Here is an 18615-nt window from a genome sequence, read left to right as displayed (position 1 = left end):
AAAATAAAGGCCGATCAGAACGGCCAGCAGGCGGATTGAGGGAAATGAAGTCGATTTCACGGGATGCGCCGCTTGTTCTTGTCGTCGCGCTGGCTGCGATAGTGTTCGTGCTGGACACAGCCTTCCCCCTTGGTACCGCGATTTGGCTTTTCTATCTTTTGCCGCTGTTGATGTCATTCGCGACCTCACGCCCCGTCATTCCGCCGGTCGTGGCCTGTGTGCTGGTCCTTGCCACTGCCGCGGGCTTTTTTCTGGCCAAGGATGGCGTATCGCCGCATATCGCCATCGTAAACCGCAGCCTTGTTTCCGTCGTCATGCTGATGCTGGGCGGGGTCGGCAGCATCTTGATCCGCAGCCGGAAAACGCTTGGGCAGGCGGCCTGGGTCAATCGCGGACAGGTCGAAACTGCGCGGGTGCTACAGGGCGAACAGTCACTGGCCGAAGTGGCCGAAAATGCAACACGCATTGTTTCGGAATTGCTGAACGCCCGGGCGGCGGTGCTGTATCATCGCGACGGGCATGGCTTGCGACGTCTGGCGACTTGGGGGGTCGATCCGGCACAGGTGGCCCAGACCATGTCGCAGGACCATTTGCGCCGCGCGCTGGATCAGGACAGGGTGCTGGTGCTGACGGCATGTCCCGACACCGCTCTGGCTTGGAGCAGCGGCTTAATGCGGGGCAGCAGCGCATGTTCGGTTCTGGTCCCCATCAGCGACGGCACGAACAGGAATGGTATTGTCGAATTCGGGCTGGATCACGCGCCGAATGAGGCCACGCTGCAATTGCTTGACAGCCTGCGCGACAAGATCGGCATCGCCCTGAAATCCGCGCAATACCGCGAACATCTGCGCGAATTGCTTGAGGAAACCCAGAAACAGGCCGAAGAGCTGCGCAGCCATACCGAAGAACTGGCCGCAAGCAATGAGGAACTGGCCGAACAGACCCGCGCCCTGCAGGACAGCGAGCGTCGCCTCTCCAACCAGCAAAGCGAGCTTGAGCAGCAAAACGCCGCGCTGGAAAGCCAGACGCAGCAGCTTGAGGAACAGCGCGATGCACTGGCGCGCTCGCGGCGCGAGCTGATGGGCCAATCCGAAGCACTGGCCCGCGAAAGCCGCTATAAATCGGAATTCGTCGCCAATATGTCGCATGAATTACGCACGCCCCTGAACGCACTGCTGATCATGGCGCGGCTGATGGCAGAAAACCGGGGCGGCAACCTCAGCGACGAACAGGTTCGCTGGGCCGAAACCATCGAGGCCTCGGGACAGGATCTGTTGGCGCTGATCAACGACATCCTTGATCTTGCCAAGATCGAGGCGGGACGGCTTGACGTGGTGCGCGAAACCGTTTCGCCCGCGTTGATCGCCAGCCGCCTGCTGCGGAAATTCGAAATTCAGGCGCGCGAAAAAGGCCTTGCGCTGCAGGTCGATCAGCAGCCCGACCTGCCCGAATTGCAGACAGACCCACAGCGACTTGAGCAGATTCTGCGAAACTTTCTGTCCAATGCGCTGAAATTCACCGAACGGGGCCGCGTGACCTTGGGCGTGACTGCGACGGCAGCCGAAATCGCGTTTTCCGTACGCGATACCGGCATCGGCATCGCAACATCCGAACAATCCGCCGTCTTTGACGCGTTCAGGCAGGCCGATGGCACTATTTCGCGCAAATATGGCGGCACGGGGCTGGGGCTTTCCATTTCGCGCGAGTTGGCCGATTTGCTGGGCGGTCACATCACGCTGGACAGCGCGCCGGGACGGGGCAGCACCTTCACGCTGCACCTGCCTTTGACGAGCGCCGAATCCGCATCCGCCCTGCCCCTGCACCCGTCGCCTGCCCCCGCTGCGCCCCTGCCCCAGACCGCGTTGACCGCACCGCTGGCGGGGCTTGCGGGCGTCACAGATGACCGGGACCGCATCCAGCCCGGCGATCCCGTCATTCTAATTGCCGAAGACGATCCTGCCTTTGCTCGGCTGATGGTCGAAATTGCGCATGAGCTGGATTTCCGCGCCGTGGTGGTGGGAACGGCGGATGGTGCTGTATGGGCGGCGCATCACTTTGCCCCGCAAGCCATCATTCTGGACATGGGTCTGCCCGACCATACCGGCCTGTCAGTGCTGGACCGGCTGAAGCGCGACATTGCGACCCGCCATATTCCGGTGCATGTCGTGTCGGCTACAGATTTTACCCGCGAGGCGTTAAGCCAAGGCGCGACAGGCTATCTGTTGAAGCCGGTCGAACGTCAGGTGTTGAGCAATGTGATCCGCAATCTGGGTGACCGGGGATCGCGTCCGGTGCGCCGCGTTCTGATCGTCGAGGATGACCCCGCCCAGCTTCAGGGCCTGCAGGCGCTGCTGGGCACTGACGTCGTGCAGACGGTCGGGGCCTCGACCGCTGCACAGGCGGTTGCGGCCTGTCGTGACAGCAGCTTTGACTGCATCGTACTGGATATGACGCTGCCAGATGCCTCGGGGTTTGACGTTCTGGCACAGCTGGATGCCGGCAACGATACGCCCTTTCCCCCCGTCATCATCTATACCGCCCGCGAAATGGATGCGGACGAAGAATTGCGCCTGCGCCGCTATTCTAAATCCATTATCATCAAAGGCGCAAAATCGCCCGAGCGGCTGATCGACGAAGTGACCCTATTCCTGCATCAGGTGGTCTCGGACCTGCCGCCGCGCCAGCGCGAAATGCTGGCCACATCGCTGTCGCGCGACAACCTGCTGGATGGGCGCAATATCCTGATCGTCGAGGATGACATCCGCAATGTCTATGCTCTGACCGGTATCTTTGAACCGCATGGTGTCAGGTTGCAGGTGGCGCGCAACGGGCGCGAGGCGCTGGAGGTGCTGGGCCGCGCCGCGGATGGCGGTGGTGCCCCGGTCGATCTGGTGCTGATGGATGTGATGATGCCGGAAATGGACGGTCTGACGGCGACGCGCGAAATCCGCAAGATCGACCGCTGGCGGTCCTTGCCGATCATCATGCTGACCGCCAAGGCGATGGCAGATGACCAGCAGCAATGCCTGGAGGCTGGGGCGAACGATTATCTGGCCAAGCCGATTGAGGTGGGCAAGCTATTGTCGCTGACCCGCGTCTGGATGCCGCGATGACCGCGCCGATACGGGCTGATGCCATGGAAGACATCGAGCTGGACCTGTTTCTTGAGGCGCTGCACCGGCGGTATCACTATGACTTCCGATCGTATTCCCGCGCCTCGTTGCGGCGGCGCGTCGAGGTCGTGCGACAGCGGCTGGACTGCGATACCACATCGGATGCGCAGCGGCGTCTGCTGCATGAACCGCAGGTTCTGGCCGAGGTGATCGACGCCATGACCGTGCAGGTCAGCGCGTTCTTTCGCGACCCCGAATATTACCGGGTGCTACGCGAACAGGTGGTGCCGCATCTGCGCACCTTCGCCTCGGTCAAGGTCTGGGTGGCGGGCTGCGCCAATGGCGAAGAACTGTATTCGCTGGCGATCCTGCTGCGAGAAGAGGGCCTGCTTGACCGCACTGTTCTTTACGCGACAGAGATCAACCGCCGTGCCCTTGCCCGTGCGCAGGCGGGTGTCTGGGATATCGAACACATGCAGGAATTTTCCCGGAATTATCAGCTTGCGGGTGGCCGAGGATCGCTCAGCGACCATTACACCGCCGCCTATGGTCGGGCCGTCTTCGACCGCAGCCTGAAAAATCGTGTCGTCTTTTCCGAACACGACCTTGCGACGGATGAGGTCTTTTCCGAGGTTCACCTGATTTCCTGCCGCAACGTGCTGATCTATTTCGACCAAACGTTGCAGAACCGCGCCTTTCGGCTGTTTTCAGACTCGCTGGTGCGCGGCGGATTTCTGGGTCTGGGGCAACATGAAACCCTGCGCTTCTCCGAGCGTTCGGAATGCTATGCCAGTTTCAACGACGAAGAACGCATCTGGCGGCGCACCAGTTTGACAGGAGCCTATGATGCAGAATGATCCGATCAGGGTGCTGATCGTGGACGATATCCACGAAAACCTGCTGGCGGTCGAGGCCGTGCTGCGACGCAATGGGCTGATCGTCGATCTGGCCCAGTCGGCGCAACAGGCGTTGGAGCTGATGCTGATCCATCCCTATGCGCTGGCGCTGCTGGATGTGCAGATGCCCGATATCGACGGGTTCGAACTGGCTGAACTGATGCGGGGCGCGGAACGCACGCGCGATATTCCCATCATTTTCCTGACCGCCGCAGACCGGGACGAACAGCGCCGCTTTCGCGGATATGAGGCCGGAGCCGTCGACTTTATCTTCAAGCCGCTAAACCCGGTCATTCTCAAATCAAAGGCCGAGATCTTTTTCCGCATCGGCAGACAGGCCAGTCAGTTGCAGCGCCAGCGCGACGAGTTGCGCATGCTGGCCGACCATCGCGACCGGGCGATCCGCCAGCTGAAAGCACATGCCGACAATTCCCCGGTCGCATTGATCGAGCTCGACCCGTCTTTGCGCGTCGAAAGCTGGTCGAAAGGGGCTGAGCGTTTGTTCGGGCTGTCGGCCAGCCAGATCACCGGGCGATCGCTGTCCGGACAAAGCTGGCTGCCCGCCGCCGCGATCCAAGTGCTGTTGGACTGGATCAGCATCGGCCGGGCCGAACCGCAGCACCGGGCCGAGTTCGAACTGACCGATATCGCGGGTCAGGACCTGTGCTGCGAGGTTTATGGCTCGGTCCTACATGGCGCGACGGGGCAGGTCTCGCTGTCCTTGCAACTGCTTGACGTGACTGAACGGCGGCGGGCCGAAAAGCTGCGCATGCTTTTGGTCGGAGAACTGAACCACCGCGTCAAGAACACGCTGGCCAATGTGCAGGCCATCGCGCGCCAAACCCTGCGCCAAAGCGGCGATCTGGCTGGTTTCGCCTCCAGCTTTGACGGTCGGCTGCAGGCGCTAGCCCGCGCCCATGCGCTTTTATCGGACATGACGTGGGAAAGCGCGTCTTTGGATCAGCTTGTCGATGAACAGATCCGGCTTGGCACATTGGATCCGCAGCGTCTGGACCGCAACGGTCCTGCGGTGCAGCTTTCGCCCGAAGGCGCGCTGCGCATGGCGCTTTGCCTGCATGAACTGGGCACGAACGCGACGAAATACGGCGCCTTGTCCGCCCCCGACGGACGCATCAGCCTGACATGGCAGGTGCAAGGGGACTGGGTCAGGCTGATTTGGCAGGAACAGGGCGGCCCAAGCGTCACCGCGCCCGGAAAAACCGGCTTCGGCAGCGCATTGATCGCCGCCGGCGCGGTTGAGGACGAAGGCGCTGTTGTCGAATGGTTGCCCACCGGAGTCGTGTGGAAATTCAGCCTGCCGATCGCCGATCTGAAACATCCGCCCCGAGCCAGCGGCGCAGAGGAGGTTGCTGCTGCTGCTCCGCTTCCCGTCGGCAGCATCGCCGGATCGCGAGTTTTGGTGATCGAGGACGAGCCGTTGGTGGCGATGGATATCCGACAAGAGCTGCAAAACGCCGGAGTCGGGGCGATCAACGTCGCGCGCTCGGTGCGTCAGGCCTTGGCGCATGTTCAGACGGCCCAGATCGATATCGCGCTTTTGGACGGCAATCTGGGCGGCGAGCGCGTGGATGAAGTCGCCGCCGCCTTGCGCGGGCGCGGCATCCCGTTCTGTTTTGTGTCGGGCTATGGCAGGGACCAGTTGCCACAGGAATTCACCGATACGCCCATCGTCGAGAAACCATTTCGCACGGATTCGCTGATCCCCGTTCTGAATACCCTGATCTGCACCCGGACGGGTTAGCGCGCGGAAGGCCCGGAGCCAGGCAAAAATGCCTCATCAGGTCCAAGCTGTGGGCCGCAAAGGCGGTAAAACCCCATGAACAAGGCCGACGGCTCTGGGGTTCTGTCCCACTGAAGCAACCCCTGAAGATGCCATAACCATCTCCGCTGATGATTTGGACGCGCGGATGCGCTCAAAGGCCGCGACAGTGCACGAGCAGCTGCGCTGCGAAGGCGAGCGCGTTGCGTGAGTTTTTTTTGCACTTTTCTGGTCCGCGCTGGCTGGCGGTATCACAATGAGCCTGTCGCTGGTGGCACGCGGTATCATCAGCGCGAACCTTTCGGAAATCGAGCTGGGCCATGCGATCCCTCATGCCGCAGCAAATCAGCCATCTGGACCCGCTTGCGCGGATCCGGCGGCAGGTGGCGTCGACGGTCGGCATCTGCGGTCCCGCGATGTCGCGGCTGTATCTGCATCAGCTTGCGGGCGGGATGGCGCGGCGCGCTGCTGGTTATCGCCACCGCTCGCGGCCCCGCCCTGCTGATCGCGGACGAGCCGACGGCAGGCCTCGATCCGGACCTGCGCGACGAGATGCTGGCGGGGCCGCTTGCCCGTACCCATCGCGGCGGGGCAGTGCTGCTGATCACCCATGATCCGGCTGCCGCGCTTGCCACCTACGAGCAGAAACTTGTGGCAATGGCTGGCGTGGCTGCAAATTGGGCGGCGGTGTGTCGGCCTTCACCGCACCGCGCTGTCCCATGGGCTTGGCGATGCCGGTCGTGGTGTCGCGAGTGGTCTGCTGCTCAATCTCCGCGTTCAGTTCGGCCCCGGCAAGGATGACATAGGCCGAAAGCCACAGCCAAGTCAGCAGGATGATGACCCCGGCCAAGGTGCCATAGGTTTCGGTATAACTACCAAAATTGGCCGCATAGGCCGAAAAACCCAACGAGGCGGCGATCCACAAGACAGTCGCCAGTGTTGCGCCGAGACTAAGCCAGCGCCATTTCGCGGACCTGCGCGACGGACCGAAACGATAGAGTACCGCCAGCGTTGAAAAAGCTCTCCATTGCCGAATTATCCCAGACGTTACCCGCACGGCTCATCGAGCAGGTAATACCATTGCCAGCCAGAAGCCATTGAAACCGCTCGCTTGTGTATTGCGATCCTTGGTCCGAATGATGAAGCAGGGCATCGGCTTTGCTGCGCCGCCAGACGGCCATCATCAGCGCATCCATAACCAGTAAGGCATCTCGATCTGCCTTTATGTACCAGCCTACCGCCGGCGGGAAAACAGGTCAAGCACAACAGCGACGTAAAGCCAGCCTTCAGCGGTCCAGATATAGGTAAAATCGGCCTGCCACTTCTGGCTTGGCTGGTCGGCTTGAAAGTCACGGTCCAGAATGGTGTCGGCGATGACTGAGCGTTCCCCATCTTCCTTCGGTGTTACGCGGCGCCTGAGCCGGGCCCGTAGGGCATTGAGCTGCATCAAGCGTTCGATCAGGGTGGAAGCCCGCAGGCCAGCCCCTCCTCGAGAACATCACGCCAGACGCGGCGCGCGCCTTAGGTCCTTGCGTCCAGTTGGACAAGCGGCAGGCGGTTCACGCTCAGGCCAGTTGCCGCACCTTGGCCTCGCGGTCCCAATAGCGTTGCTGTGCGGCCTTGGCCAAATCCGTCAGCGGCACGGTTCCGTCATCGGCCTGCACGCCTGCGCGGTCCAGCAGGGCCTTGGCCTCGGGGACATGTCCAATCGCCTTCAAATGGGCGTATGCGTCCTGAACAAAGCCGATCGCGGCGCTGTCCTGCGCCAGTCGTGCGGCGGCATCCTCGGTCAGAACCAGCGCGACGGCGTCGAACATCCAAGACGGTGATCCGGCAAGTTGTCCGTCCGCCGACATCGCGCCTTCCGACAGCTTGATGCCGCCGACTTTCGGCGCGACAGTGAATGCCGTGCCGCCGAATTTCTGGATCTGTTCGGTCAGCCCCGTGATCGTGGCTTGGTCCGATCCTTCATCGAACAAGATTCCGACCTTGCGGCCCTGCAGGGTGGGCTGCCAGCGTTTCTGGATCGACAGCGCGTCCGAGGTATCCATGTCGATGGGTGTCGCCGCCGGGGTCGAGGCCGGGGGCAGCGTCATCGCCAACCCGTCCGCCACACGCTGCGCCAGCCCTTGGTCCACGTTGCGAAGGTTCGACAGCATGCGCAGGCGGATATGGTTCAGGCCCACCTTGGACAGTTCGAAGACGATGGCCGAGGCCAGGTGCGCCTGTTCGTTCTCGGTCAGAGACATCCAATACATGCGCGGCTGGCTGTAATGGTCTGCGAAGCTTTCAGGCCGGATGCGCAGCTTTTCGCCCTGGGTATCCTGAGGCGCGGTGCGAAAGCCCGAGGACATGGCGCGGGGGCCACCATCCTCGCCTGCCTCGGGAAGGCTGTTGGGTTCGTAATTCGCCCGGCCTTCGGGAACTTGCGTCTGCATCATGCCGTCGCGCTGCATATTGGCAAAGGGACAGCGTGGGGCGTTGATCGGGATCTGGTGGAAATTGGTCGTGCCCAGACGCGATTTCTGCGTGTCGAGATAGGAAAACAGCCGCCCCTGCAACAGCGGATCATCCGAAAAATCGATGCCCGGCACGATGTTCGAGGGCAGGAACGCGACCTGTTCATTCTCCGCAAAGTGGTTTGAAGGATTGCGGTCCAGCACCATCCGACCGATGACGCGCAGGGGCACAATTTCCTCGGGGACGATCTTGGTCGCGTCCAGAATGTCGTGCGGCAGGCTGTCGGCCGTGGCCTGATCGATCACCTGTATCGCGAAATCCCACTCAGGAAAGTCGCCCGCCTCGATGGCGTCCCACAGGTCGCGACGGTGAAAATCGTTATCTGCCCCCTGCAACTTGGCACTCTCGTCCCAGATCAACGACTGAATGCCCAGACGGGGACGCCAGTGGAACTTGACGAAGACGGTACTGCCCTCGGCATTGACCAGCTTGAAGGTGTTGACCCCGAACCCGTCCATCATCCGGTAGCTGCGCGGGATGCCACGATCCGACATCGCCCACATCACGGTATGCATGGTTTCCGGCATCAACGAGACGAAGTCCCAGAACGTGTCATGGGCGGATGCAGCCTGCGGAAAACCGCGATCCGCCTCCATCTTCACAGAATGGATCAAGTCGGGGAACTTGATGGCGTCCTGGATGAAGAACACTGGGATGTTGTTGCCGACCAGATCCCAATTGCCTTCGTCGGTATAGAATTTCGTGGCAAAGCCGCGCACATCGCGCGGTGTGTCGACCGAACCTGCACCGCCCGCCACGGTGGAAAAGCGCACAAAGACCTCGGTTTTCTTGCCCTTCTTGGCAAAAAGCTTGGCGCGGCTCAGTTCCGGGATCGGGTCAGTGCATTCGAAATAGCCATGTGCCGCCGAGCCGCGGGCATGGACGATGCGTTCCGGGATGCGCTCATGGTCGAAATGAAAGATCTTTTCGCGCAGCACGAAATCTTCCAGCAGCGTCGGGCCGCGTGCGCCGGCTTTCAGGCTGTTCTGGTTGTCCGATACCGGCAAGCCATGGTTCGTGGTCAGCTTCTGCGACGTATCCGTCTGCTGGGTTTCGCCGCCATTGCCGCGGGGAAGGTCGGAAATCTTCTCGGCCATCTGTTTGCCTCATGCGTCTGGGTGGACTGCGCGGGAACCCCCGCCTGCCGGGTCAACCAAGCGCAAATCGGCATCGTTCCCAGATATACATTTGTCAGTCCGGGCCGCCTTTGTGGCAAGGCAAGGGAACGGCCTCCCGGCAATGCGGCTGTCCGAACGTTAAGAAGGAGAGGCAGCTTGCAAAATCCCGATCTCCAGCCGAGCAGGCCACCGCGTGGTGCGGGTCAGGGGCTTGTCCGAACCGTCATCGTCCTGGCGGTTCTTGTGGTGGGCTTCTTTGTCATGCGGCAGTTCTGGCACGCCGATGAACAGCAAGAGGATCCGGCCAGCGTGACTGCCCCCGATGGCGGGCGCGTCGAAGGCCAGGCACCGGCAGAATAAAGGCGGCCAGTCCGGCAGCCGACTAGATTACCTGTGCAACCATCAGAGCGCGCTTGATAGATCGGCATTCGATCTGGACCAGCTGCCCTGTCCGTCTATCGCGCATTGATAGAGCGCCTCATAGTTCCTCAGCATGCGATCAAGCGTGAACAGCCGCTCGACTCTTGCGCGCGGCACCAGGCGCGGGATGGTGACGGCGCTGTCGATCGACGTGGCAAGAGCAGTCTCATCCGCCGCTACATAGCATCCTGCGGCGCCGATCACCTCGGGCACCGCGCCGTTGCGGATTGCGGCCACGGGCAGGCCGCAGGCCATGGCTTCGATGGCGGCCAAGCCGAAGGGCTCGTCCCAAAGCGGCGTGAAGAGCGCGACCGAGCCCTTGCCGATCTGCGCCGCAAGATCGCGGCTGGTCAGGTGCCCGCCGTAGCGGACAGGGCCCTTCAGGACAGGGCGGATATGGTCCCGGAAGTAACCCCAATCCTCGATCGCGCCGAACAGGGTCAGGGCCATGCCGGTTCGACGGGCCGCGGCGATGGCCAGATGCGTGCCCTTGTTGGGCGTGATCCGACCGGCCCAGACCGCTTCGCCATTGCCATGGGGACGAAAGGGCCAGTCGGCGAGGTCGATCCCGTTCGCGACGATATGCGCCTGGGGGGGTGGCTCCGACCAGTAGCTGGCCAGATGCCGCGCGGTGCAGGCAGTGACATGCGACCAAGGCGCGATGCATTCCCGGACAGCTTTCTGCAGGCTGTGAAAGGCGGGGACGTGCAACGACGTCAGCATGGCCAGCCGGTTGCGCGCGGCGGTGTGCAGGGGCAAGGGATGAAGGCCATTATTGTGCACGATGTCGAAGCCGCCCGATAGGATGTCCTGCATCATGGAACCGTGCCAATGGGTCAACGCAGCATTGAGCAGCTCGGTCCCGCGAAAATCGTGCCATGGATAATCGGCATCGTAATGACGCGGCAGCACCGGGCGCAGCGGCAAGGAAGGATCACTGTCGCCCGCGGCAAACAGGGTCACCTCATGGCCGCGCGCCTGCAAGCCCCGCACGAGGTGCCAGCTATGCGCCTCCATACCGCCCGCAAAGGGGCGAGCGATCGGGTGGCGCAGATGCGCGATGACCGCGATGCGCAGGCGTTTCACGGCACGGCCGGATGCAGCAGGGCACCTTGCGCATGGCGGACCTCCTGATCGCGCGCTGCGCCCGTCTGCTCAGGGGAAATGCCGTGCAGCCTGTCCAGCACGCGCCGTGTATTTGCGTAAGGCATGTGCGCTTGCTGACGGCAAAGAGCAAAGTCCCGTTCGTCAGGCGCGCGCAGGATCCGGATGCCCTCCGGGCCGTTGCTGATCAGGCCCATCAGCTGGAAGGCATAAAGCCAGTGCTCCATCGTGCGATGGCCCCATTTCTGGGCGAAGATCTCGGCATTCCTGACGACCGAGTGCAGGTGATGCACTGGCGGCATGCAATGGGGGTGATACTGGTGATAGACCCGGCCGCCGCGGATCCACCAGATCGGCACGCCGCGTTCCTGAAGGGTCTTGCCGAAATCGGTATCCTCGCCGCCATAGCCGGTGAAGCGAGTGTCGAAGCGTGGGCTGTCCTGCCAGCAGCGGCGATGCATCGCAAAGTTCAGCGACCAGAAGCAACGATAATCCGGGCAGGCAGCAAGGTCCGTCTTGGGTGGCGCGGCGCGGTCCGAATGGCGCACGGCCAGGGCGGCGAAGCGATCGAAATCCAACCCATCGCGCGCGGCCCCGCCCGGCAGATACAGCACCTCGCCCATGAACAGGCCACGCTGGCCCGCCATCCGGTCCAGATAATCCTGGACGAAGCCGGGGTCCGGGATGCAGTCCACATCGATAAAGATCAGACTATCGCCCGTCGCGGCATCCGCGGCCATGTTGCGGGCTGCGGCCAGCGGCAGTTCGGTCCCGGAGACATGCAACTGACGGATGGGGAAATCGGTGGGCGGCAGGTCGGCATAGTCGTCTTCCTGCATGACCGCGATAACAAGCTCATCGGGGCGGCGGGTCTGCGCCTGCAACCCCCGCACCAGATTGGCCAGATGCGCCGCGCGCCCGCTTGCGATGGTCAGGGCCGAGATACGGGTCATGTCATGCCTCCTGTTTCAGGGATCTTGCTTGCCAAAGCCGCTGTGCCAAAGCTTCCAGCCAGCACGCCGCGCCTTTGGCCGGGTCCGGGGACAGCAATCGGGCCTGTGCCGACGGGTCGTGCCCGGCCAAGGCCGCTTCGACGGCTTCTTGCCATCGGTGGGCGCTGGCGGGCAGTGCGAGCAGATGCAGCGCGGCGCCAGCCCGCGACAGAGCGCGGGCCTTTTCCACCTGCTCGTCGAAATAGCGCCATTCCGGCACCACGATCCACGGCCGCGCTGCGGCCAGCACCTGTGCACAGGTAGTGTTTCCCGCCGAGGAAACGACCAGATTGGCCGCTGCCAAATAGTCCTGCGGGTTGTCGACCCAGCCGCGATGGCAAAGGTTGCCGCCCGCTGTCGCGTGCCAGTCGTCCTGGATCTTGCCGATAGTCAGCCAGCGCCATTGGGGAAACGTTCGTGCGGCGATACCAAGGGGTGCGACGGCAAGCCCGTCGCCGCCGCCACCCGACAGTACCAGCGCCACCTGTGCATCGGGTGCAATGCCCAGTCGCGCGCGGGCTTCGGCCCTCCGGGGTAGGGCGAAGTTAAGACCCAGCCCACCCGCGAAATGCGTCTTCGCGCGCATGGCGGCATCCCATTCGGGCTGTGCCAAGGCCTCGGCAAACGGTGCCAGCAGGCCTACCGCGCCGTCATAAGCAGCGCGGTGTCCCGGATCACTGCGGTCGCCATGCTGAAGCACCTTCACATGCGGCACGGCGCAGATGCGCGCAAACTGCGCAATCTCAGCCGAGACGTCGCAGATGATCAGGGCTGGATCGGCATCTGCGAACCACGCAGCCAGAATGCCCATAGCCCGGCGAATGCCGGGCCAGCCCAGCGGCGCGCAATGCAGCGTTGCGGGGGTCGGCAGGTGGTCCATGTCCGTCTCGTCTCCCTGACGCTCGAACAGCGAGGGCAGCGTGACAATCTGTGCATTCGAAGGCAGCTGCGGCAGGATGTCCGGACGGGCGCAAAACACCGTCACCCGGCGCGAGGCGGGCAAGGCGTTCACCAGCGCGGCGCAGCGTTCGGCGTGACCGCAGCCCTGGTGATGTACGAAGTAGCCGAAGGGCTGGGGGGGCGGGGCAAGGTCACGCATTGGCCGCCTGCGGTCTGTTCAACACGCCACGATGGCGCAGCCCGTCCAGGACCGCATCGGCATAGTATAGACGGCTGCGCAGGATCCGGCGCCCGGCCAGTTTCTCAAGCTCGGGATAGGCATTTGCAGGCAGGATCGCCAGACCCGCGGCCAGCAGCATGTCGGCATCGTTGCCGCTGTCGCCCGCCGCGATGCAATCGGCCATGCTCAGGTCATGCCGCTGTGCCTCGAAGCGCAGGGCGGCACCCTTGCCCGCATTGGGGGGCAGGATGTCGATGAACCTTCCATGTGAAGCGATGACCTTGGCCTGAAGGCCCGCCTCGGCCAGCAGGTCGCGCAGTTCGATCGCATTGGCAGCGGTCCCGAACAGACTCAGCTTCCATCGGCGCTGCTCGTGGCCGGCTTGCCAGGTCAAGGATTTACGGGACAGCCGGTCGAGGATGCTGGCACGGTTCCAGTCCCGATCCAGTAGGGCCGCATAGTCGCCGCAAAGCGTTAGGCACCCTGGCGCGGCGTGGCGCCAGATCTCGGTCCCGACCGAGGTGATGAACAGATCCGGGATCGGCAGTTGCCAGGCACCCAGCACTCGCCGCGCTTCGGACAGCGAGCGTCCGGTCGCCACCGCGAACAGCAGCCGCCTTGGCCGGTTGCCGTGCCATTCGCCAAATCGCGCAGCGGCTTTTGTGCAGCCCGTCAGGGTCGCGTCGATGTCGCTTGCCAAGATCGTCGTCGGATGTGGGGCGGCGACGATCGGGGCCTTCAGCGCATGAATGATCCGGCCCACCTGTGTGGCCCAGACCGACCAGTCGAAATGGCGTTGGGCCAGTAGTTGCGCCCGGGCAGTTACCGCGGGGGACTGGCGCAGCATGGCAAGGCAGGCATCGGCGATCGCGGCAGGATCGCCGGGATCGACAAGCGCGCCGGCGCGGATCGTGTTCAGGATATCGACCGGCCCGCCATTACGGGTGGCGACCACCGGAACGCCCGCCTGAGCGGCCTCAATCAGGGTCAGGCCGAAGGGCTCGTGAAGCGCAGGGTTGACGAAGGCCCCGCCGCGCGCCGCCAGCGCGTAAAACGAGCGCAGGGCGGTCGCGTCATGGCGGCGCGGCAGCGCAACCTGCCCCCAAAGATCGGCGCGGTCGATGGCGTCGAACAGCCGTGCCACGACCCCGCCATGCGCCGCACCGTCATCCAGCATCCCGTCGCGTTGGCCGGGCAAGATCACCAGGTTCGTGCCCTGCCGCAATTGCGGCGAACCGGCAAAAGCGTCGATCAGTGTGATCAGGTTCTTCTTGCGCACCGGGCGCGCAACCGCCAGCAGGATAGGCTTTTCCGGATGGCACAGGAACGGCGCAATCAGGCGGCGCGCCGGTGCTATGCCCGGATCGTCCCCCATTGTCACGCCCGGATTGACGCGATGGACTCGGCCTGCGCCAGCATCCCCGTAGGCTGCGATCTGGTGTTCGGCCTCGTCGCGGGAGGAGACGATGATGGCCGAGGCCCGGCGGATGGCCCGCGCCTCGGCGCGGATGCGCGGGCTGTGCGGGTCCAGTGCCTTCATCATCCCCAGAGAATGCGGGGTGTAGAGCCAGGGAATTGCGAAATACCGCTGCGCGGTCATCGCCAGCCGGGCGGCATCGGCAAAATGTGCGTGGATCACGTCGGGCCGCTGCGGCATCCGGTCCAACAGCGCCACGAAGGCGCGTTCCAACGCCGGCAGTTCGGCCTCAAGCGCTTCCTTGGCCAGATAAGCACGATTGTCCGTGGCCAGCCGCAAGATACGGCAGCGCGGCGAAATCGGCTCGACCGGGCGGCTGTGGACGGGATCCAGGCCATCGAAGGCGCGGGTGACGATTTCGACGAAATTTCCCGGCAGGGCGGATTGCGCTGCCGCCGCGCCTAGGACATAGGCAATGTGCCCGCCGGTATCTTCGGTCACGCCATATTCGATCGGCGGCGCCTTCAGGCAGCCGCCGAGAGCGACATGCATGATACGCATCCGCTACCCCTTCACCTTGTCATGTGAACCTGTCCCGCTTCGGGGGACGTGATGGCGAACCTGTCGCGGGTCGCATGGGTTCCTGAACACCGGCGCGCATAAATATAAATCATACGGACCCGGAGGCTGGCCCGGGCCCGGTTTGCGTCAACGATGCTTGCGGAACATCGGCGGCCCTTTTTTGTTGAGCCCGCGAGTTGCAACCACTGGAGGACGCCATGCCCCGCATTACCGACGCCCGGATTCTGATCCTTGCCACCGATGGATTCGAGCAATCCGAACTTGAGGTTCCCCGCGACCGACTGCGCGAGGCGGGCGCGACCGTCGAGGTCGCGTCCCCTGGCGGCACGTCGATCCGCGGCTGGCAGGAGGGCGACTGGGGTCAGGAGGTCACGGTGGACATGGACCTGAGTGACGTCGACGCCGCCGCCTATGACGCAATCGTCTTGCCGGGCGGCCAGATCAACCCCGACAAGCTGCGCATCGAAACCCGCGCTGTCGAGCTGGTGCGCCGCTTCCATGACGACGGCAAGGTTGTCGCGGCGATCTGCCACGGCCCCTGGTTGCTGGTCGAGGCGGACCTCATCCGCGACCGCAAAGTCACATCGTTCAAGTCCATCAGACGGGATCTGGAGAACGCGGGCGGGCACTGGTCCGACAGCGAGGTGGTGACGGACCGGGGCCTGATCACCTCGCGCAGCCCGGACGATCTGGACGCTTTCTGTGCCAAGATCATTGAGGAGGTGCAGGAAGGCGCGCATCCTCGCTAAGGTCGCGTCGGACCCTCGCCGGCGATGCATGGGAACATGGCCAGCAACCTGGGGCTTGAGCCGATCTAGGTGCTGTGTGCCGAAGCATTGCGGCAGTGCGCGCGAACCCGTCAATCCGTCGCGGCAGATGAAGGAACCGTACCGCTGACGCATTTGCACAAGGCTGTGCACCGCTGTTGGGATGGCGAAGTCAATCTGCGGCTACTGGCCTGAGCGTGAAACTTTGGTCGGCCATGCAACCTGACGCAAGCAAGGAACAGTTTGCCGAGCGGGTACTGCCGGTCTTGATTGATGTCGCCGATCAAGCGTGCGGTGTCGTCATCGAGGCACGGTCCCGCCGCCCCCCGTATTCGCCGCGCTAGCGCCCGCATCGGCGCGCGCCGGGCATGCGAACCGCGCCGATTACCAGACCAGCCTTCGGCGCGCCTCCGACACTTACGAGAACCACAGAGACTGCAGGCGTCGCACGAACCGGTGACCAATAGCGGCCGTTCGGAATCTGTCCAGCAGGAGAAATCGCCTTGCAAACGAGTACCTTATGCTCTGCGATTCTGAGCACGTCTGCGCCTCTTCCATGTCTTGAACCGCTTTCGCAGTTCAGCAATTTTTCCAAGCTTGGGTATCAGTTCATTGCGCAATCCGGGGGTAGACTGGACTTGCAACGCTGCAGCAAACTCTTCGTCGAAACCCTCCAGTGACGCGAGAGCCCTGTCTCGAACCAAGCGCGCGCTGGCACGTCCTGCATCCGACAGGCACCGCTCCAATGCCGCTCGCAAATCTTCGTCGCTGACCTGATCCGGATCAAAGACCTCGCGCCATCCTAGCTTATGCGCCTGACGGGTTACCTTGTCGCCGCCGGCTACGGGGTCGATCGCGATCGTTGGGATGCCGTTCTTTAGGGAAAGCACCATGCCGTGCAGCCTTGTGGTCAGCATGACGTCAAGCCGACCGCAGATGGATTCGAACTGCGCCGCGTTCGATAGGCCAAAACGGTTGGTTGCGGCGGGCACTGAGGTATCCATTTCGATGAACGCAGTCCCCGAGCTCTCGATCAGCCGCCGCAGCTTCTGTTCGGCCAGTTCGCCTCTGTGCCGATCACCATACTCTCGCTGGTACCCGGTCAGGCAGAGCCCGATGACCGGAACGCGGGATGGCTCCTCGCGGAAGCTCAGGTCAGCGCGCACCATCCTGTCGCTGTCCCGTTCAAGCAGGACCTCGAACGGATTAAACGATGCGAGCGGTTCGACCATCGTCAGGTTCACCCCGATATGAACGCAGTGTTTAAAGCGGCCAAAGATGCTTTCGTGCTGGACTGCCATCGCCGGGGTGAACGGACCGCAGATTACGATCAGGTGTGAGTAGCGTGTGGGGTCAAGGGTAAACCTGTTCAGCCAGGAGCCGTCGACCGACTGGCGCGCGTCGGTATAGGGCGTAACGTCGTAAGCCATACCCAGTGCTTGCAGCTGGCGTTCTGTTTGTCGCAGAACCTCCACATCGCCGGCGGTCGAGAAATGTCCCACCAAAAGCGCCCGTGGTGTGACTGTGGCCGCGTGGATTTGGTACTTGGTCATGTCAGCAGAACTCCAAGTCTTATCTGATTGGTGGCAGCTTTCAGTCCATCTCATCGGTGATCACAGTGGCTTCAGATGCGGATACTGCCGCACGAAGCGGTGCATGGCACGCTGATACAGCAGCGTTGCCCGGCCGCGAGACGACCAGACATCCCACCGGCGGTCCCGCCAAGGTTTTTTGGGTCCGTGATAATGCAAGATCACTGGGCTGCCGGGGACATATCCCTCGATTTTCAGCCCTAATTGGGCTAGCAAGCCTCTTTGTCGGCGAATACGTCCCCAAGAGGCGTTCCACGCCGGATCGAGCTGCATCACATCGGTCCCGAAAAGGGCATTCAGGTGATCTTGGTCTCCATGCGTACAGGCCGAGGCCGCAGCGACATCCTCCATGCGCGCCATCAAGGCGGGATGCGCCCGAAGCGTGTCACAGTTGAGAAGAAGGACCCCAGCGTTGAAGTAGTCCTCGACACGCGCCGGGTTCATGAACTGCTGGATCTCCGCCAGCCGCGCATCTCGATCCGCTGTCATCTCTTCTGGCTCTGATAGCCAGTGTGTGATGTGGTAGTCGCGCACCACCCCTGCATAGGCACCATCCAGATCAACTCTGAACAAGGGTCCGACATCGCCTGTCACCAACGTATCCCCGTCGATGTAGAGGACATAGCCATTGATCAGCCGGGGGATGAAGAGACGTCCCATCGTCGCCGCGGAGATGTAATCGGTCGGTCCGTGCGCTCCTTCGAGATATCCGCTGCCCATATCCTTACAAAATAATGTGAGCCCTGCGTGCTCGGCGGCAACTGCCTTAACATCCGCCCAGTCTTGAGGCTCTAGACCATCGCCCCAGATGTGCAGCTCTGCCGACTCCTGCAGGTGCTGCAGCAGGCTCCACATGGACAAAAGCGTCGGCTTCAGGAAGCTGCGATCGGTGACATAGGCTATCTTGACCGTCCTTGGCGTACCCGGCAAGGGAGGGATCCTTTCCGTTTATGCAAAATGTGATGGTCTACCCCACTAATTCTTATCGATCTTAAGAGGACAAGACTAGCCGCTGCGGCGCCGTCGGTCCGCTGTTCTCCCCCTCCCAACAGCGATAAGGCTGCCATTGCCGCGAATGACGGCCTTGTCCGCCCACGCGGAAGCTTATCGGCTCAAATTGCTGCGCCGCGTGTTGAGCGGCAGCTTCAGGGAATGCGGCAAGCAGCATGAGTGGTGGTCAATGGCCGTAATGGG

General features: G+C 62.8%; 13 protein-coding genes and 1 pseudogene. 5 read left to right on the top strand and 9 right to left on the bottom strand.

Translation table 11 applies throughout. The annotated features are described in order from the left end of the window. Nucleotides 1-44: 44 nt before the first annotated feature. From FN835_RS14515 to FN835_RS14505, 3 genes are read left to right on the top strand one after another with little or no spacing between them, the layout of a single operon-like run. Nucleotides 45-3113, top strand: coding sequence for a hybrid sensor histidine kinase/response regulator (locus FN835_RS14515; RefSeq protein ID WP_142663947.1), 3069 nt, complete (start codon nucleotides 45-47; stop codon nucleotides 3111-3113). Next, nucleotides 3110-3970, top strand: a complete 861-nt coding sequence (locus FN835_RS14510; RefSeq protein ID WP_142663946.1) for a CheR family methyltransferase — start codon at nucleotides 3110-3112, stop codon at nucleotides 3968-3970. Before FN835_RS14515 ends, FN835_RS14510 begins: the two co-directional genes overlap by 4 nt. Further along, complete coding sequence (locus FN835_RS14505) at nucleotides 3960-5771, top strand: response regulator (RefSeq protein WP_142663945.1); 1812 nt, start codon at nucleotides 3960-3962, stop codon at nucleotides 5769-5771. The genes FN835_RS14510 and FN835_RS14505 overlap by 11 nt, the downstream gene beginning before the upstream one ends. 622 nt (nucleotides 5772-6393) lie before the next feature. Here the strand turns inward: FN835_RS14505 and FN835_RS14500 are convergent. The 3 genes and pseudogenes from FN835_RS14500 to FN835_RS14490 form a co-directional block, all read right to left on the bottom strand. Further along, nucleotides 6394-6846: a YhjD/YihY/BrkB family envelope integrity protein gene (locus FN835_RS14500; RefSeq protein ID WP_142663944.1), complete on the bottom strand. Its 453-nt coding sequence runs from the start codon at nucleotides 6844-6846 to the stop codon at nucleotides 6394-6396. Next, nucleotides 6797-7310: pseudogene (locus FN835_RS14495) on the bottom strand (IS3 family transposase); the annotation flags it as partial. The pseudogene FN835_RS14495 and the gene FN835_RS14500, both read right to left, overlap by 50 nt. 44 nt (nucleotides 7311-7354) lie before the next feature. Continuing rightward, the gene (locus FN835_RS14490; protein ID WP_142663943.1) at nucleotides 7355-9406 is read right to left on the bottom strand and encodes a catalase; all 2052 of its coding nucleotides are present in this window, start codon (nucleotides 9404-9406) and stop codon (nucleotides 7355-7357) included. 177 nt (nucleotides 9407-9583) lie between these two features. Between FN835_RS14490 and FN835_RS14485 the strand changes: the two genes are divergently transcribed. Continuing rightward, entirely contained in the window at nucleotides 9584-9787 is a 204-nt protein-coding gene (locus tag FN835_RS14485) for a hypothetical protein (protein WP_142663942.1), read from the top strand. Nucleotides 9788-9829: 42 nt separating this feature from the next. Here the strand turns inward: FN835_RS14485 and FN835_RS14480 are convergent, their stop codons facing one another. Genes FN835_RS14480 through FN835_RS14465 form a run of 4 tightly spaced genes read right to left on the bottom strand, consistent with a single transcriptional unit; the run spans nucleotide 9830 to nucleotide 15041 of the window. Continuing rightward, nucleotides 9830-10933 carry a glycosyltransferase gene (locus FN835_RS14480; protein ID WP_221930435.1) on the bottom strand — a complete coding sequence of 368 codons (1104 nt, stop codon included), beginning with the start codon at nucleotides 10931-10933 and terminating at the stop codon, nucleotides 9830-9832. Beyond that, nucleotides 10930-11904: a glycosyltransferase family 2 protein gene (locus tag FN835_RS14475; RefSeq protein ID WP_142663941.1), complete on the bottom strand. Its 975-nt coding sequence runs from the start codon at nucleotides 11902-11904 to the stop codon at nucleotides 10930-10932. Before FN835_RS14475 ends, FN835_RS14480 begins: the two co-directional genes overlap by 4 nt. A gap of 1 nt (nucleotide 11905) precedes the next feature. After that, on the bottom strand, nucleotides 11906-13042 hold the full coding sequence (locus FN835_RS14470) for a glycosyltransferase (protein WP_142663940.1): 1137 nt from the start codon (nucleotides 13040-13042) through the stop codon (nucleotides 11906-11908). Beyond that, nucleotides 13035-15041 carry an HAD-IIB family hydrolase gene (locus tag FN835_RS14465; RefSeq protein ID WP_142663939.1) on the bottom strand — a complete coding sequence of 669 codons (2007 nt, stop codon included), beginning with the start codon at nucleotides 15039-15041 and terminating at the stop codon, nucleotides 13035-13037. The genes FN835_RS14470 and FN835_RS14465 overlap by 8 nt, the downstream gene beginning before the upstream one ends. Before the next feature lie 218 nt (nucleotides 15042-15259). Here FN835_RS14465 and FN835_RS14460 point away from each other — a divergent pair, with 218 nt between their 5' ends. Continuing rightward, on the top strand, nucleotides 15260-15811 hold the full coding sequence (locus FN835_RS14460) for a type 1 glutamine amidotransferase domain-containing protein (protein ID WP_142663938.1): 552 nt from the start codon (nucleotides 15260-15262) through the stop codon (nucleotides 15809-15811). A 536-nt stretch (nucleotides 15812-16347) separates the two neighbouring features. Here FN835_RS14460 and FN835_RS14455 read toward each other — a convergent pair. Further along, on the bottom strand, nucleotides 16348-17382 hold the full coding sequence (locus FN835_RS14455) for a polysaccharide pyruvyl transferase family protein (protein ID WP_185958688.1): 1035 nt from the start codon (nucleotides 17380-17382) through the stop codon (nucleotides 16348-16350). Between the two features lie 60 nt (nucleotides 17383-17442). Next, nucleotides 17443-18351 (bottom strand): glycosyltransferase family 8 protein, encoded by a 909-nt coding sequence (locus tag FN835_RS14450; RefSeq protein WP_185958687.1) that lies wholly within the window; start codon nucleotides 18349-18351, stop codon nucleotides 17443-17445. Between the last annotated feature and the right edge of the window lie 264 nt (nucleotides 18352-18615).

Origin of the sequence: Paracoccus laeviglucosivorans (assembly GCF_900182695.1) — a bacterium.
Lineage (GTDB): Bacteria > Pseudomonadota > Alphaproteobacteria > Rhodobacterales > Rhodobacteraceae > Paracoccus > Paracoccus laeviglucosivorans.
The sequence above is the reverse complement of the archived record's forward strand: the minus strand, read 5'-3'. Positions and strand labels throughout refer to the sequence as shown.

What these genes read in the sequence shown, in the direction of transcription:
- FN835_RS14460 (WP_142663938.1), top strand. Translation starts at nt 15,260, where the DNA reads ATGCCCCGCATTACCGACGCCCGGATTCTGATCCTTGCCACCGATGGA.
- FN835_RS14515 (WP_142663947.1), top strand. Translation starts at nt 45, where the DNA reads ATGAAGTCGATTTCACGGGATGCGCCGCTTGTTCTTGTCGTCGCGCTG.
- FN835_RS14490 (WP_142663943.1), bottom strand. Translation starts at nt 9,406, where the DNA reads ATGGCCGAGAAGATTTCCGACCTTCCCCGCGGCAATGGCGGCGAAACC.
- FN835_RS14510 (WP_142663946.1), top strand. Translation starts at nt 3,110, where the DNA reads ATGACCGCGCCGATACGGGCTGATGCCATGGAAGACATCGAGCTGGAC.
- FN835_RS14455 (WP_185958688.1), bottom strand. Translation starts at nt 17,382, where the DNA reads ATGACCAAGTACCAAATCCACGCGGCCACAGTCACACCACGGGCGCTT.
- FN835_RS14475 (WP_142663941.1), bottom strand. Translation starts at nt 11,904, where the DNA reads ATGACCCGTATCTCGGCCCTGACCATCGCAAGCGGGCGCGCGGCGCAT.
- FN835_RS14505 (WP_142663945.1), top strand. Translation starts at nt 3,960, where the DNA reads ATGCAGAATGATCCGATCAGGGTGCTGATCGTGGACGATATCCACGAA.
- FN835_RS14470 (WP_142663940.1), bottom strand. Translation starts at nt 13,042, where the DNA reads ATGCGTGACCTTGCCCCGCCCCCCCAGCCCTTCGGCTACTTCGTACAT.
- FN835_RS14465 (WP_142663939.1), bottom strand. Translation starts at nt 15,041, where the DNA reads ATGCGTATCATGCATGTCGCTCTCGGCGGCTGCCTGAAGGCGCCGCCG.